Here is a 16,721-nt window from a genome sequence, read left to right on the forward strand (position 1 = left end):
GTTAGGCTACTTCCAGAAGGACACTCTCATCAGCCCTCAACTTAGCTACCCACACAAATGCTACTGTCCCAAAAACTAGCGCAGCGCCGCTCCAATACGCATACTTGGCTCGACGTGACATCTTCTTGTATTGATCACCCGAGGGTCCTGGAATTCCTACCATAGCGCTGTGCTCACTTTTCGTTAGATTTGATTTGGGTCGAATGACTCCAGGGTGTCAACCCTCCAGAAACCGGCCCAGGCGTACCAGTGATACATCCACTAGCGGCAGGGCTGAACGGACTTTGCGGAGACGTTGATGCTTGAGGCGCGAGCTAGCAAGTCTCATCCGATGCCATTCAGGTAGCACTCACATCGTCCAACGGGTGGTTGGAACTTACTCCTTCGGTTTGTCATCTTCCGCGTAAGTACGCTTCGCTCTACGCCAGGGTGATTCGCCAAACGGACGTAGCCCAAGCGCCTTCGCTCGGCCCGAAAAGCCAGCGGCCGCAACTGCAGTCAGTCCTATAGAAAAGCATGCCAGCTTGCCGAGATAACTCTCGACCAAATTGACACTTGCATACAGAAGAAATAGGCCGGAGCCAAGAAGCAAGGCAATTGACATCCCATTGAGATTTCCATTTTTCAAAAACTTCATCATTTCCTCAGACTCTCATTGATCTTCTTTTGCGCATCTTTGGACCAGTCTGACCCTTTCCCTGCTTCCAAGGCTTCGTTTACCACTGGAGCAAGTAGCTTTCCGTAGCCAGGAATTGCATTTGCGGCTTCGCCAAAACCAGCGGATACTGTATCGGCAGCGAGTGATCCGGCGTTCGGACGTACCGTTTGTTGCAGTACAGTCAAGGCATAACTTGCGGCCGTCGCCATCACTGACACTCCGTTTGCCAAGGGCACATGCGCACCGGGTATTGCCGCCGCCGCAGTCGCAGTGGAAGCGATTCGGCCAGCCTGTTGACCAGCCCAGCTTGCACCGTCCGCAAAATTCTCACGCCTGTCATTGACTTCCTTCTCACCCATAGCCTTGGGGAGCCCAGCTGCGCAATCGCCTTGGCCCGTCCCGCACGTGGCAGTGGGAAATGATCCAGGCGAGCCGCTATATTTTGTGACGTTGCTATAGTCCTGTCGGCTGGTGTAGGGGACATCGCCCTGCATCGCTTTCTGTTGCGACTGAATATAGGCGATGATCTCCGCGTCTCCTTGAGCCTGCACCTCCCGGATTTGCGTCGTCTGTGCAACCGATATCCATTGAACGCCACTATCGTAGGGCTTCGTTGTGGCGGCGTTGATTTGATCGGGACCACCCGACTCCAGCACATTGCCGCTCATGTCAACCCGATCCGACAGGCGCATCTGCGCCTCGATTTGGTCGGCCGTGTATTTTCCCTTGCTGTTGGCTGCCATTTTTTTGGCGAGTTCCCGCTCGTCCGGATGTACCTGACGGTTGAAGCGATCCACATTCGCCGCCGTCGCCGCGCCGGAGCCTCCGCCTACCACTGCGCCAATCCCGCCAGCCACAATATTCGCGACAATATTGCCGATTGCCTCATCCAGGCTGGCATTTCCGGTGCCCAGGGAATTCTTGACGCCATTGCTGATGTCCTTGCTGATACCGGAAGCCATCGAGGCGGCGCCGGCACCAGCCGCACCGGCGATGGCACTGCCGCCACCCAGGCCCGCAACCAGCGCACCGCCTGCTGCATGCAAGGCGACTCGGTAGTCGCCATTTTCCCCCCAGTTCTCGGCATCGGCACGATATTGCGCTGCCAGCGCCGCATCGCCGCGCCTCTCGGCCGCCTCGGCCTTTGCCAGTGCTTCCTTCTGCTTGGCACCCGCGACGTCGCCCACCGTCTTCGCCACCGCCTCGCCCGCCGCCTGCGCCGCCGCCATCATGTCCGACTGCTTACCGAGCACGTTCTTCAGGTCGGGATTCTTGCCTACCGTGGTGTTGGTACCAGCGGTGTCACGCTTGAGGTCCGCAAGGTCCTGCTTCTGGCTCCTCGTGTCGCGGATGATGATCGTGCCGTTCGCCACCGCGCTGTGCGCCAGGCCGTCCTGCCTGCCGCTTTCGTGCTGCGGAATCATGGGGCTGATGCCGCCAGTGTTCTTGCCCGAGGTCTGGCCGCTGTTCTTCTCGCCGTTCTGCGGACCAGTGGTAATGCCCCCAGACACGCCGAACGAGGTCGCGCTGTAGTCCGAGTGGTTCTGGATGTCGCTGAAACTGAGCGTGCCGGTATCAAGGTGATTCTTGTCCTTGTCGCCCGCGCTGGCGATCACCGCGCCCTTGATGGCGGTATTGCCCTCCACGCGGATGTCGAAGCCGCCGTCGCCCGCCTGGATGCCCGATTGTTCGCTCACGTTCGCATAGCTGCCGCTGGCCTTGCCCTTGCTCGCCGAGAAGCTGGCCGAGCCGCCACCCTGGCTGATACTGAAGCCTCCACCCATGCTTTCCTGCTTGGCGCGCATCTCCTCGGTGTCCTGCCGGCTGGCGATATTCAGGTTGCCGCCCACGTCGCCCACCACCTTGCCGCCACTGACCGTGGCACCCAGGATATTAGTGTCGTTGCCCGACACAAACGTGACGGATTCCTTGCCAGTCACATGGCTGTTGACCTGGGTCGTACCCTTGCTATCCGCATTGCCTTTGGACTTGGAGGCCGAGGCCGCTACGCCGAATCCTTGCGCGCCATAGGAGACACCGACGCTGGCGCTGCTCGACTTGTTGATGCTGTGGCTATCGTTTGTATCCGTGGCCGACACGATGTTGATGTCGTTCTTCGCACCCAGCGCCACCTTGTTGGCATCGATGTTCGAGCCGATGAGGTTCAGGTTGCCGGCCGTCTTGTTGCCATTGGCATCGACGCCGGTGGCAATGAAGGCCGTGGTACCTCCCGCCGACACGTTGGATCCGTTGTGACTGCTGCTGTCCTCGGTGAGCGTCTGCTTGCTCTGGCTGGTGCCCCACGACAGCGTGACGGCAGCGCCGGCAAGCGGGTTGCCCCCGGCCTGCGCCAGCGCGGCGCCGGTATCGGCCACGTCGCGCGCCGCCGCGATGCTCCACAGCGCCGAGGCCCGTCCGTCCTGGCTCTGGCTGGCCGAGCTGACCTTGTTGGCCGCGTTGATCGCTGCGCCGATGGCGCCGCCCGACACGCCCAGCGTGAAGCCGCTTTGCTTGACCTCGTGCGACTCGTCGTGGTGCTGGCGGTTCTGCGCGGCTTCGATGGTGACATCCGCGCCAATCCCGGTGATGTCCTTCGCAGCGATCAGGTCGCTGCCCGTGACCGTGAGAATGCTGCCGGCTTTCATGTGTACGCTGCCGTCCGTGGAGCCGACGAGGCTGCCCACCTGCTGCGTCCCGTTGTCGTTGACGGTGTCTTTCTGCTCGCGCTTGCCGTAGGAGAGGCCGGAACCGGTGGCGCCAAATCCAGTCCTCTTCTCCTCCTTGAAGCCGTAGGCTGACGAGGTGGTTTCGGCAGTGCCAATGGTAATGTTGCGCCTGGCGTCGAGGTTCACGTCATGTGTGGCCGCAATCGTGCTGCCCGAGGTGGTGAGGTCCCGGCCTGCCACCATGTCCACCGCGTCCCCGGAGAAGGTACTGCCAAGCGCCTGCGTGCGGCTTGCCGCATCGATGGTATGGGTGGATTTCTTCGAGAGGAAGCCGCCGCTTTGCATGGACTGCTCATCGCGTACTGCGGTGCTGGCCTCACCGGCCTTCAGGTTGATATCACGTCTCGCGCTGACAACAAGGGCGTCATCGGCGCTCACGTATGCAGCCTTTGCATTGACGTCCTGGCCGGCGACGAGCGTCACGTCGCCACCTGTGATCTGCGTGCCGATATCCGCATGGCGCGCAACGCTGGAACGGTTCTTCGCGTCCGCGACGGCGTCGAAGCTCTCAGCCACCTTCACCGTGTCCAGGTTGATGTCCCGTCCGGCACGCATGCCGAGGTTGTCGGTTGCCGAGATGCTGGCCGCCTGGCTATTGATGTCGCGGCCCGCCACGAGGGCTGCGTTGTCCGCCTCCACACTGGCGATCCCGCTGATGACGGTGCGGCTGGCACCAGACTTGCCGGCCATGTTGGCGGCCGATGCCGTGGTGGTGGTCAGGTTGATGTCACGGCCTGCCTTGGCAGCCAGGTTGCCAGCGCTGATCCTGCCCCCGAGGTTGTCGATATCCTGCTTCGCGTTCAGCGCCATGGCACCGGCCGACAGCGTGCCGCGCTCATTGCGGATATTGCCCGCGTCGATCAGCATCACGTCGCGCGCTGCGATGGTGCCGCTGTTCTTTACGTCCCCGTCGGTCCGGATCGCCATGTTGCGCGCCGTGATCAGCGTGCCGTCACCCTTGAGGTCGCCCTCGCGCACCTTCAGGTACACCTGCGGCACCAGCACCTGCTGCGTGGAGCCGTCCGGCAGCGTGACGGTCTGTTCCACCAGCCAGACGATGTCGGCGGTCAGCGCCCGCATCTGCTCGGCGGTCAGTGCCGTGCCGACGTTCAGGGAAAACTGCCTGGCGAACTCAACACCTGACTGCATCAGCGCCTTGTACTGGGCCTCATTGTCGGTGTAGTCGCCGGCGAAGCGCTGGCCAGTGCCGAGCAGCACCGCGTCCGCGACCAGTCGCGCCTCGTAGAAGCCATCGCCCAGGCGCTTGAGAACCCTAGCCGGTTCCCGCTCCAACTGGGACAGCATGAAGTCGCTGGACAGCCACTGGCGTTGGTTAGTGAAGCGCGAATCGGTTTCGATCAGGTAGCGTGCGCCGGGATCGGTGCGCATGACGAACAGCGCGTTGTTAGGCATAGACAGCGACGGCGTGACAGTGCGGATCACCTCGCCGCCCAGGCGGCCGCCGGTCGTACTCCCGCCTGGGTTGAGCGACACCTGGGTCAAGGTTGGCGCGCCGGCAATCGGGCCGGTGCCGGCCTTCGGATCGATGTTCGCACCGCTGCCGGGCACGGTATGCAGGTTCTGCTTTGTGGTGCCCGTTGCCAGCACCAGCGGCAGCGTCAACGCCACCGGCGGGATTTCCGCGGTGGTAGAGCGCCGGTCCGGTGCATTGACACCGTGGTTGATGTAGTGCCACGCCTGCGTGCCGGTGACAGCCTCGAAGCGGGTGCCGATATACCCTTCGTTGCGCACCGGTGCCGGCACGCTCAGTTTGCCGCCGATGGCGATCTCGCTCTTGTCGTTGACCACGACTCCATTGAGCGTGGCATTGCCGCCGACCAGCAGCCGTGCGGGATCGGTGTGCAAAACCACCTCCTCGCGCACTTGCGTCTGCTTGTCAACGGCATAGAAGTTATCGACGGTGCGCGCGTGGAAATCCTTGTTGAAGGCGACGATCTTGCCGTTAAGCGCTTCATACTTCGCAACATTGGCGCCTTGCCAGTCCACGTACTTCTGCCGCGCGGCGATGCACGCCGGCGGGGTATCGACCTCGCAGGGCGAGGCATAGGGCGGAGGCGCACTGTCGGGGCGCGCCACCTTCAGCTTGTCCCAGATCGGGTGGTCGGGCGGGTAATTGTACTGCTGCGTCACCAGCACCGGGTCGCCGTTGACATCCTTCTCGTAATGCGAGGTGTAGGCCAGCCCCACCGGCGACCACTGGTTTTGCGGCAGGCCGCCATAGGAGTCCGGGTAATAAAGGCTCTGCCACGGCATAACCGGACCCGCCTCACCGTCGGGGCGTCGCGACCAATCGAACGGCGGCCCGAACTCGGCGAACGGATATTGCTCCGAGGGCAGCAGCAGCACGCGTGCAGCGCCTTTCTGGTTGCCATCGCGGTACAGCCAGCCCAGGTCCGTGCCAGGATGGAAGTAATCGTCCTTGCCGCTCCAGTCAAAGATGAGCGTCGTGGCCGGGTCGATATCGTCCAGGGACCCCTTGAGGCGATAGGCCAGAGTCCTTTGGACGCCCGTGTCCGTTACCTGCGTTTCGAAATGGCTGTTTTCGTTGCGGATGCTGGCCGCGTTGATGTTGGCGTTGCGCGCCACGTCAATGGTGGCTGAGGCGTTGGTGAGCGAGGTGGCCTGTCCCGTGGCCTTGCCTTCGGCGTCCAGCGCACCACCGACGTTCAGGTCCTGCGACGACAGGATGTGCCCGTGCTCGCGATTGACGATGGCCGGCGCTCCCAGGTTGACATCGCCGGTGCGCGAAGCGATCACGCCGCCCTGGCCGGTCGTGTCGCTCTGGTCGTTCAGGATCCGCACGCCGGCGCTAATGGCAACAGAGTCCCCGAAGATGCGATCGGTGTTGGTGACCGTCGTTCCGGCCTGCACGCGCAACGCGCCGCCATCGATCAGCCCGCTGTTGGTGACCGCCGCGTCGGCGCGGATGGTATTGCTGCGGGCGCCGAACAGTTCCCCGTGGTTGCTCACGTTCTGCCCGTGGAAGCTGGCGTCCCGTCCAGCCACCATCTTGCCATCGTTGGTGATGTCGCCAATGGCGTTGCCGTTGACATCCTCGATGAAGACCTTGAGGTCCTGCGCAGCGGCCACAGTCTTGATGTTATGGAACCCGGTTTGAAGCTTGACAGCGATGTCACCCGCATTCGACTGCAGCGTGCCATCGCCGGTAAGGCTGCTGCCCTCGATGCCAAGCAGGCTGTTGGCGGCCAGCAGTCCGTCGGCGTTGGTGGTGGCGCCGACATTGAGTTGCGCAGTGCCGCCCGAGGTCACTTCGCCCCGGCTGTTATCCAGCTTCGTCGCGCCAACGGTCATGGCCGTGTCAGCCCGCAGGACGCCGTCGATGTTGTCAATGGTGCTGGCAGCAATCCGAACGGTGCCGCCTTCTATTCCCTTGGGGGCCGCCTCTGTGCCGCCCAGCGTGCTGCGGTTCATCACCGTGCTGCGGTTCATCACCGTGCTCGCCTGCAAGTCGACCATGCCGCCCGCGTGAGTAAAGCCCGCCGTGTGGTCGTAGGCGCCGGTTAGCAGGATCTTTGCATCGCCGTTCGTGGCAAGATAGCCATCCTGATTGGCGAGGCTGTTGCCGGTCACCGTCAACGGTCCGCCCGCGACGAACTTGCCTCCGGTGTTGTCGAAGGTCGTTGCCGTCACCGTGGCCGACCGCTGCCCGGATAGCGTACCGGCCCGGTTGCTGAACGCTCCCGTGGTGAGGGTCATTGCCCCATTGGCGACTGTCACGCCACCATTGCTGTTGTCGTACAGTTGCCCGTGCGTGTCGATCATCAGGAGCCCGGTGGACTGCACCACGCCCGCGCGGTTGTCAAAGAGGCCCGTGTCGGCCTTGAGCGCCTGGCCCGCCGAAAGCTGTCCGTGGTCGTTGACGATGGCGCCGCCGGCAACGGTCAGGTCCCTGGCCGCCAGCGCCTTGCCGGCGGTGTTGTCCAGTGCGCCATTCAGTGACAGGCTGTCCTGCACGGAGCCGATTACGCCGCTGCGATTGACGATGGTCGCCCCCGCCACAGTGGTCGCGCCAGTGCCGGCGATGGTGCCGCCGGTGTTGTCCACGGCCTGCGTGCTGGAGACACCCAGTGCGCCGGCACTGGTGATGGCGCCGGTCTGGTTCAGGATGCTGGCACCGTTGACCTGGCCGCCATTGGCGCCGGCCACGATGGCGCCGCCCCGGTTGTCCACCGTGCCGCCGGCATTGACGTGGACGGCGTTGGCTTCGAGCCGCGCGTTCTGGTGGGTGATGTCACCCGAGGCCGACAGGCTGGCGGTGTTGTGCGAGATGACGGTGCCGTGGCTCAGATCAAGCGCCGGGGCCGACAGGTTCGTGTCTGCGCCAGCCACGATGGTGCCGCTGGACTGGATGGCGGTGCGCGCGGCAAGGTTGGCCGTGCCCGCGCCGGTGACATTGGCATTGGCGTCGACCCCGGCACCGATGGTGCCCGTGTTCATGATGCGTTCGGCCGTGCCCAGCAGGTCGGTGCCGGCTGCCAACGTGCCGCTGTTGGTGAGATCTCCCGGCGTGTTGGCAGTGATGCCGCCGCGCGTGGTGACCGTGCCTGCGTTGTCGATATTCGAACCGGCAACCGAGGCGCCGCCTTCGGCCTGCAGGCGGCCGCCGGGCACGATGCGCACATCGCCATTGTTGTCGACCACGATATCGCCCGCGCGGGCCGTGATGCCACCGCCGATATTGAAACCGACGCCTTTCTCGGTACCGATGAGGCGTACCGAATTCGCGTACATCGAACCCAGCGCCGCGGCGTCCAGGGCGAACCGCGGCGCGGCGCCCGTGCCCGCCTGCGGCGTGGCGTTGAGCGTGGCATGGTCGATCTGGTTGGCGCCGGTGATGGCGTTCAGGCGCTTGGCCCACAGTTCGGCGTTAATGCTGATTGAGCGCGCCAGCAGATCGACCTGCGCCTGCGGGCTGGACAGGCCTGGGCCATCAATCCCGATATGGCCTTCCCGCACATCGAACCCGGTCAGGCTGCCATCGGCCCCAAACACCGGGCGCCCCGTTGAAAGCGTGAAGCGGTCTGCATTGATCACGCCGCAGCCCGAGCAGGTGATGCCCGCGGGGTTGGCCAGGACCAGGTTGGCGCGATTGCCGGCGATTTCCTGCGCCCCTAGCAATTGTGACGGATTGGGTTGCGTCACCTGAACCACGATATTGCCGGCACTGCTGTTGCCCAGCTGCACGTTGCCCTGAACCCAGCCCGCAATCCGGGTCTGCGAGTTCTGGCCGCCGTTGTTCAGCACCACGCCGGACGGGCCTACGTTGTACTGGATGAAATTGTTGACGCTGGTTCCACCGTTGCGTTGGGGCGGGGCGATGTTCACGACCGGGACGCCATTGGACGCGGCCCCGACCACCGGACGTTGCCCTGGCACATTCCTGTCCGCCTGGATCGGCAGCGTCTGCGCCGCTACGGGGACGCCCATCATTGCCGTCGTCACAGCGGTGAGCCATAGCACCGGCACGAACGCCGTTGTCGCGCCGCCGCGCGTTCCGCCATGGCGGCCCTTGGCGCATCCCGTCGCGCTTTCGCGAACTGCCACCAGCATGCCGCGAACGGCATTGAATACCAGCCGATAGAGTCTTGTGTTCATGATGGCTCTTGTCTTGCACAGCTTCACCCGGCGAGAACACCGTCCCCGGGCACTGGCATCGCGCTGCCCTCGTTGATGTGCACCGGGCCTGGATCGCCAGCGGTCAAAGAAAAGGCGGACGGGTTGAGGTCACCGCCAGAGCAGCGGTGCACGGCAGGAGGCACGCACCGCAATGTGCAAGGGTATCGACGGCAGGCCGATAAGTTGCTGGGACGAATCCGACTTTGAGACGGGAATTTCTCAAAGGTGGGCTTGCGGCCAATCCACGAGGGGCTTATGGCGCATGGCTACGCCGGCGCAGTGGCGAGGGAGGAGGAAGGAAGGGGAGACGTGGCGCGGCCGGGCGAAGACTCGCCCGGCCGGATCATGCGATGTGGTCAGGTACCCGATCCGCGCGCGGCGTCCGGGGAGAAGAACGCTTCGGTGAACTCAGGGCTGTTGTTCAGCTGGAACATCGGGCCTTCGTTGGTCAGGCGGTCCGCAAAGTAAGCGCCGGAAATCAGGTCATGGTAGAACACCGCGGTCGGATGATAGCGGCGCGCATCGTAGGCGTAGACCGAGGCCTGCAGGTTGGTGCGCCACAGCTGGCCGCGGCCATCGTAGTTGTCGGCGGCGAGGGCTTGCCAGGTGTCTTCGTCGAGATACAGCACGCGCTTCGCATACTGGTGCCGGAAGCCGGACTTGAGCGTTGCTTCCAGGATCCATACGCGATGCAGCTCATAACGCATGACGTCAGGGCTGGCATGGCCGTTGGTCAGCAGGTCCTTGTACTTGATCGACGTGCTCAGCAGCTTGTAGTTGTGGTACGGGACATAGATCTCCTTCTTGCCGACGATCTTCCAGTTGTAGCGCTCGCCGGAGCCGTTGAAGAGGCGGTCGTCATCCACGGTGCGGAAGCCGCCGGGGCCCTGCGGCTGGTCGAAGCCGAATTCCGGCGCCTGGCGCACGCGCCGCGTGCCCGGGTTGTAGATCCAGGTGCGGTTGGTGTCGGAGCCTTCCTGGTCCCACACGGCATAACCCACGATCACCTGGCCCCGGTCGCGCAGCGGCAGGTCGGTTGCAGTGCGGAAGAAGGAGCGCTCGTTGAGCGTGTTGTGCGGGTCGAACTTGCCGTTGTTGCGCGGCGAGAGGATGCTGTACGAGACCCGTCCCCATGCGATCGAGCCATTCGGGTAGACCACGGCCTGGTCGTACTGCGCCTTCTCGGTGCCGACGGCCGACGAGAAGCGCTGGTTCCACAGGAGCTCCATGGCCGTCTTCGGGATCGGGTAGGGCACTTGCGGGCCCGCGTCCTTCAGGCCGTTGGCATCGCTCGTCATCTTGACGGTGGTGGCGTAGGTGCGGACGTCCTTGTAGACGGTGTCTTCGTAGCGGAAGTCGCGATGGCTGGCGTACACCGGCATCTTGAAGGTATCGGGGTACTTCTTGAACAGCGCCTTCTGGCCGTCGGTCAGGCGTTCGGCATACTGCGCCACGTTCTGCGCCGTGATGACGAACAGCGGTTTTTCGTCGGCGTACGGATCGGGATAGCGATCGCCGCGCTGGTATTTGACGCCTGGCGGCGTGCCCAGCCACTTGCCGGACCATGCGGGCACATCGCCGTCCTTGCTGGCGGCCCGCTCCGCGCCCATCGGCGTCAGGTTGCCGTCAAGCTGCTTGAGGTCTTCGGGGGTGACCTTCGCCCACGCTGCCGCGGCCAGTGCCATGCTGGTCACCAGCAGGCTGCCGCGCAGCAGTCTATGTGTAGTGGATGTCATTGCAGTCTCGCTCCTAGGGGAATGGCCGGCGACGCCCGTGCCTGTGGTCACAGGGTAGTGACGGCGCCGCGGCCGGGAATCGTTGGAACGGACTAGTGGATTTCCCTAGCCTGTCGGAGCGAGGTGTAAACAAGAAGAGGCCGGGTAACTACCCGGCCTCATAGCAACCTGGCGGCCAGCGGCCGCTGGCCGGATCAGGCTTCCATCACTTCGCCGAAGCGCTGCAGGTGATAGTCGCTGTCGCCCAGCAGCTGGTCCAGCATGGTCAGGCGCTTGAAGTAGTCGCCCACGGACAGCTCGTCGGTCATGCCCATGCCGCCGTGCAGTTGCACCGCCTGCTGGCCGACAAAGCGCCCGGCGCGGGCGACCGTCACCTTGGCGGCCGACAGCATGCGGCGGCGCGCGGCAGGATCGGTTTCATCCAGCGCCTGCGCCGCCACGTAGGCCATCGACAGCGCCAGTTCCTTCTGCACCAGCATGTCGGCCATGCGGTGCTGCAGTGCCTGGAAGCTGGCCAGCGGCTTGCCGAACTGCTGGCGCGTGCCCAGGTATTCGCCGGTGATCTGGATCAGCTTCTCCATGGCGCCCGCGCCTTCGGCGCACAGCGCGGCGATGCCGTGCTCGAGGCCGACACCCAGCGCCGCCAGGCCGTCTGCGGCCTGGCCCACCAGTGCGCTGGCCGGCACGGTGACGTTCTGCAGCGACAGGTCGGCGGCGCGCAGGCCGTCGATGGTGGGATAGGCGGTCACGCCAAGGCCCTTGCTGTCGCGCGGCACCAGGAACAGTGCGATCTCGTTGCTGCCGGATACCCGTGCGGTCAGCAGGTAGGCGTCGGCGGCGGCGCCGTGCCAGACCACGCTCTTGGTGCCGCTGATCACGTAGCCGTCGCCGCTGCGCTCGGCGCTGGCGCGGGCCGATTCTGGGCGGTAGCGCGTGGTTGGCTCCAGGTAGGCCAGCGTGACGATGCGCTCGCCAGAGGCGATCGCGGGCAGCCATTCCTGCTTCTGCGCGTCGCTGCCGCAGGCGTTGAGGATGGAGGCGGCCATCACGCCGCTGGGCGTGACCGGCTCCAGCACCAGGCCGCGGCCCAGCTCGCGCTGCACCACTAGCTGGCTGGCGGCGCCTTCGCCGAAGCCGCCGAAGTCCGCCGGCACGGTCAGGCCCAGCACGCCCATCTCGGCGAGCTTGTTCCACACGCCGCGATCCAGGCTTTCGCCCTGGCGCGCGCTCTTGCGGCGGGCCTCGAAGGTGTATTCGGTATCGATGAAGCGACGCAGGCTGTCCGCCAGCATCTGTTGCTCTTCGCTGTAGGTGAAGTCCATGTCAGCTATCCCTTCAGAAACCCAGGATCATCTTGGAGATGATGTTCTTCTGCACTTCGGTCGCGCCGCCGTAGATGGAGGTCTTGCGCATGTCGTAGTACGTAGAGGAGGCGGGGGCGGCCCACTCGGGGCCGGACACCGGCTGCGTGGCGCCCGGCTCGAGCCACTCCGGCGAATACGGCCAGGCGTTGGGGCCGGCCACTTCCATCATCAGCATGCCCAGGTCCTGCTGCACTTCCGAGCCGCGGATCTTGACGATCGACGCTTCCGGTCCGGGCGTGCCGGCGGCCTGCGTGGCGACGCGCAGCAGCAGCATTTCCAGCGCCATGATGTCCATCTCGACGCGGGCGATCTTGTCGCGCATGCGCACGTCCTCGATCAGCGGGCGGCCGGCGCCATCGGTGGCCTGGCTGGCGTAGTGCTTGAGCTGGCGCAGCTCGCGGTGGCAGTGGCCGATGCCGGCAATGCCGGTGCGCTCGTGGCCGAGCAGGTATTTGGCGTAGGTCCAGGCGCGGTTCTCTTCGCCGACCAGGTTCTCCACGGGCACTTCCACGTCTTCGAACCAGGTCTCGTTCACGTCGTGGCCGCCGTCGAGCGTCTTGATCGGGCGTACGGTCACGCCGGGCGATTTCATGTCGATCAGCAGCATGGAGATGCCTTCCTGCGCCTTGGCATCGGGATCGGTGCGCACCAGGCAGAAGATCCAGTCGGCGAAGTGGGCCATCGTGGTCCAGGTCTTCTGGCCGTTGACGATGTACTTGTCACCCTTGCGCACGGCGCGGGTCTTCAGAGAGGCCAGGTCGGAACCGGAGCCCGGCTCGGAATAGCCCTGGCACCAGAAGTCTTCCACGCCCGGGATGCGCGGCAGGAAGCGCTGCTGCATCTCGGGGCTGGCGTATTTCATCAGCACCGGGCCGATCATGGTCAGGCCGAACGGCAGCAGGCGCGGCGCGCCGGCCCGGAACGTCTCGATTTCAAAGATCAGGCGCTGCAGCGCGGTCCAGCCGGTTCCGCCCCATTGCGTGGGCCAGGTGGGAGCGCCCCAGCCGTGGGCCTGCAGGATGCGGTGCCAGCGGACGTAATCGTCCTTCTCGACGCGCTGGTGGTTGAGCACCTTGTTGCGGATGTCTTCCGGCAGGCTGGCCTGCACGAAAGCGCGGACTTCCTCGCGGAAGGCCTGTTCCTCGGCGGTGAAACGCAAATCCATCTGAATGTCCCCTCGTTACGCGGGCGTCCGCTGCTGGCAAGCAACCGGTGCAGCCCTAGGTGTGCCGGCCGATTGTAGGGCGCGGGGCGTTCTCCATTGCTTTATCAATCATAAAGTCGCCCTTCGTGCCGGCGGAACCACCTGAGCCGGGTGGTGGCGGCGTGGACGAACACGGCCTTAGCCAATTCCAAATACCGCGACAGGCAGCCTTGGCGCAAACTGGCGCGGCCTGCTCAAGTGCGTCGGGGTGCATTCCGGCGCATTTGCCGCCGGCAAGCATCGCCAACCCAGCCGTATCCCGAACGAGCCAGCCGCATGTCTTCCTTCCGCCCCGAATACATCCACGATATCCCCCGCCACTGGGCCGCGCAGACGCCCGCCGCGCCTTGCCTGTTCGAAAGCGGCGCCGTGATCAGCTATGGCGAACTGTGGCAGCGCATCGAAGCGGCGCGCGACTGGCTGGCGGCGCAGGGCGTGGGCGAAGGCGACCGGGTCATGATGGTCGGCGAGAACTGCAACGAGATGGTGGTGACGCTGTTCGCCAGCAGCCTGCTGCATGCCTGGCCGATCCAGGTCAACGCGCGCTTGTCCGCGCGCGAAATCGACAATATCCGCGACCACGCCCAGCCGGCGCTGGTGCTGTTCACCGGCCATGTGTCCGACGTGGCCGCCGCGCACGGTGCGCGGCTCGGCGCGCAGGCCAGCGCCTGCCCCGTCTTTGCCGACGGCATGCTCGCACTGCGCGCAGCCAGCGCGCCGGAACGCGTGGCCAGCGAGCAGGCGCGCCAGGTCGCCACGCTGATCTATACCTCCGGCACCACCGGCGCGCCCAAGGGCGTGATGGTGCCGCATGTCGGCCTGACGCACTTTGCCCGCATCTCCGCCACCTCGCGCGACATGGGGCAGGCGGACGTGGCCTACGGGGCACTGCCGATGTCGCATATCTTCGGCATCGCCACGGTGCTGATGGCTACCCTTTACGCCGGTGCCAGCCTGTTCCTGCGCCCGCGCTTCGACGGCAACGACGTGTTCGAGGCGCTGGCATCGCCGGGCGTCACCATCCTGCAGGGCGTGCCGACCATGTTTACGCGCATCCTGGCGGTGGCGGCGCAGCACGGCGCAGGCCCGGGCAAGTATCCGCGCCTGCGCTACCTCTACACCGGCGGCGCGCCGCTCGATCCAACGCTCAAGCGCGACGTCGAGACGCTGTTCGGCCAGCCGCTGCACCATGGGTACGGCATCACCGAATATGCCGGCTCGCTGTTCATCACGCGCATGGACGCGCCGCGCGCCGATTGCTCGGCCGGGCACATCGTCGAAGGCGTCGAGATCGAGATCACCCACGATGCCGGCACGCCGCTGCCCGCGGGCGAGCGCGGCCAGATCCGCGTGCGCGGCCCGGGCGTGATGCTCGGCTACTACCGCAACCCCGAGCAGACCGCCGAGGCGCTGCTGCCCGGCGGCTGGCTCAATACCGGCGACCTTGGCTACCTGGATGCTGACGGGGCGCTGTTTATCTCCGGCCGCTCCAAGGACCTGATCATCCGCTCGGGCTTCAACGTCTATCCGATCGAAGTCGAGTCGGTGATCAACGCCTTCCCCGGCGTGCGCCAGTCGGCGGTAGTCGGGCGTCCCGCCAGCGACGGCAACGAGGAGGTGGTTGCCTTTATCGAGACGCAGGAAGGCGCCAGCGTCGATCCCAAGGCGCTCGACGCCTACCTGCGCGAAAGCCTGGCCCCGTACAAGCGCCCGGCAGAGATCCGCACCGTCGACGTCATTCCCACGACTGCCAGCGGCAAGCTGCTCAAGCAGCCGCTGCGTGCGCTGCTGGACTGAGCCCGAATCCTTTTACCGGGCTGGCGTGATACGCCGGCCCGGGCATTTCAGCCCTACCTGGAGGAGACAACAATGAAAACCTGGACCACACTGGCGGCACTGACCACGACCCTGCTGCTGCAGGGCGCGGCCTGGGCGTCGGACGCCTACCCGTCGCGGCCGGTCAAGCTGCTGGTGGGCTATGCCCCCGGCGGCCCGGTCGACACCGCCGCGCGCATCTACGCCGAGCAGCTGGGCCGCGTGCTCAAGCAGCCGGTGGTGGTGGACAACCGCGCCGGCGCCAGCGGTGCCATCGCGGCCGACATGACCGCCAAGGCGACGCCGGATGGCTATACGCTGTACTTTGTCGCCAGCCCCACCATGACCATGACTCCGCTGATCCAGCGTTCGGTCAACTTCAACCCGGTCAAGGATTTCACCTACATCGGCCTGATCACCGACTACACCAACGTGCTGCTGGTGAACAAGGATTTCCCGGCAAAGAACGTCGGGGAGCTGGTCGACTACGCGCGCAAGCATCCGCAGGATGTCTCGTTCGGCTCGGCCGGCGTAGGCGCATCGAACCACCTGTCGGCGGAACTGCTGGCGCAGATGAATGGCGTGAAGATGCTGCACGTGCCGTACAAGGGCAACTCGCCGGCGATGGCTGACGTGATGAGCGGCAAGGTGACCTTCATGTTCGATATCACCGGCACCGCCATCGGCCATATCAACGGCGGCAAGGTGCGCGCGCTGGCGGTCACGTCGAAGACGCGCAATCCGGCGCTGCCCACGGTGCCGACCATGATCGAGTCGGGGCAGAAGGACTATGACCTGACTGGATGGTATGCGCTGGTGGGGCCGCAGAAGCTGCCGGCGGATGTGGTCGACAAGCTGGTCAAGGCGCAGAAGGCGATTGGGGACGATCCGGCGTATCGCCAGCGCATGGCGGCGGGTGGGTATGACGTGAATGTCAGCACGCCGAAGGCGCTTGGCGACCGCATTCAGCGGGAGTTGGCGTTGTGGGGTGGGGTGGTGAAGAAGGCGGGGATTCAGGCGGATTGAGGGGGATTTTGGGGGCGCTACGGTTAGCTCGGCGTCCTTTCGCCGTGCCCGTGCATGGCGCCTTTGATTTGATGTTGTCGGCCGTTGAACCGCCTGGTTCCGCCCTCCTGGGCGGGTCACTTTTTGGCCGAGCGCCAAAAAGTAACCAAAAAACGCGTCGCCTGGGCGGCTGGCCATCAATTTGGCGGCGCGGGTGGTTCAGGCGATGGTGATTTCCGTTTGGCTTGGGTGCCCGTTCGAGCCTGCTAACGCCAGGTGAGTTAGGGATAGTGCCTGGCGTTAACCGGCTATTGAACAATCCCCATGCCGGGCGTAGGCCGCCTGCTGCATGCCATATTGGTGGGACGCCTTCGGCTGCGCTACGCGCGGGCCCAAGGCGGCAGCGCGACCGATCTCGTCCTGGCCATTGCCGCCACGCCCAGCGAGCGAAGCGATGCGGGTTCGTGCCATGGCACTTCACCCGCGAGACTGAGCCGCGCGCAGCGCAGCCGTAGGCGATGATGCGATACCGCGGGGAGCAGGCGGCCTACACCC

General features: G+C 64.9%; 7 protein-coding genes. 2 read left to right on the forward strand and 5 right to left on the reverse strand.

What is annotated here, in order from left to right; genetic code table 11:
- Nucleotides 1-376 precede the first annotated feature (376 nt).
- From E1J61_RS15080 to E1J61_RS15100, 5 genes are all read right to left on the reverse strand, one after another.
- Complete coding sequence (locus E1J61_RS15080; RefSeq protein WP_133094866.1) at nt 377-640, reverse strand: hypothetical protein; 264 nt, start codon at nt 638-640, stop codon at nt 377-379.
- The gene (locus tag E1J61_RS15085; protein WP_243736873.1) at nt 637-9,048 is read right to left on the reverse strand and encodes a hemagglutinin repeat-containing protein; all 8,412 of its coding nucleotides are present in this window, start codon (nt 9,046-9,048) and stop codon (nt 637-639) included. The genes E1J61_RS15080 and E1J61_RS15085 overlap by 4 nt, the downstream gene beginning before the upstream one ends.
- A gap of 350 nt (nt 9,049-9,398) precedes the next feature.
- On the reverse strand, nt 9,399-10,778 hold the full coding sequence (locus E1J61_RS15090; RefSeq protein WP_133094867.1) for a DUF1329 domain-containing protein: 1,380 nt from the start codon (nt 10,776-10,778) through the stop codon (nt 9,399-9,401).
- A 194-nt stretch (nt 10,779-10,972) separates the two neighbouring features.
- Nucleotides 10,973-12,100, reverse strand: coding sequence for an acyl-CoA dehydrogenase family protein (locus tag E1J61_RS15095; RefSeq protein WP_133094868.1), 1,128 nt, complete (start codon nt 12,098-12,100; stop codon nt 10,973-10,975).
- Between the two features lie 13 nt (nt 12,101-12,113).
- Complete coding sequence (locus tag E1J61_RS15100; protein WP_133094869.1) at nt 12,114-13,307, reverse strand: acyl-CoA dehydrogenase family protein; 1,194 nt, start codon at nt 13,305-13,307, stop codon at nt 12,114-12,116.
- Between the two features lie 315 nt (nt 13,308-13,622).
- Between E1J61_RS15100 and E1J61_RS15105 the strand changes: the two genes are divergently transcribed.
- Both E1J61_RS15105 and E1J61_RS15110 read left to right on the forward strand, forming a co-directional pair.
- A complete protein-coding gene (locus E1J61_RS15105; RefSeq protein WP_133094870.1) occupies nt 13,623-15,143 on the forward strand; it encodes a class I adenylate-forming enzyme family protein in 1,521 nt (506 codons plus the stop codon).
- 72 nt (nt 15,144-15,215) lie between these two features.
- A complete protein-coding gene (locus E1J61_RS15110; RefSeq protein WP_133094871.1) occupies nt 15,216-16,187 on the forward strand; it encodes a tripartite tricarboxylate transporter substrate binding protein in 972 nt (323 codons plus the stop codon).
- Nucleotides 16,188-16,721 lie beyond the last annotated feature (534 nt).

This window comes from Cupriavidus sp. L7L (assembly GCF_004353535.1).
Classification (GTDB): domain Bacteria; phylum Pseudomonadota; class Gammaproteobacteria; order Burkholderiales; family Burkholderiaceae; genus Cupriavidus; species Cupriavidus oxalaticus_A.

Excerpts from the sequence above, each read along its gene's own strand:
- E1J61_RS15080 (WP_133094866.1), bottom strand. The coding sequence starts at position 640 with ATGATGAAGTTTTTGAAAAATGGAAATCTCAATGGGATGTCAATTGCC.
- E1J61_RS15090 (WP_133094867.1), bottom strand. The coding sequence starts at position 10,778 with ATGACATCCACTACACATAGACTGCTGCGCGGCAGCCTGCTGGTGACC.
- E1J61_RS15095 (WP_133094868.1), bottom strand. The coding sequence starts at position 12,100 with ATGGACTTCACCTACAGCGAAGAGCAACAGATGCTGGCGGACAGCCTG.
- E1J61_RS15100 (WP_133094869.1), bottom strand. The coding sequence starts at position 13,307 with ATGGATTTGCGTTTCACCGCCGAGGAACAGGCCTTCCGCGAGGAAGTC.
- E1J61_RS15105 (WP_133094870.1), top strand. The coding sequence starts at position 13,623 with ATGTCTTCCTTCCGCCCCGAATACATCCACGATATCCCCCGCCACTGG.
- E1J61_RS15110 (WP_133094871.1), top strand. The coding sequence starts at position 15,216 with ATGAAAACCTGGACCACACTGGCGGCACTGACCACGACCCTGCTGCTG.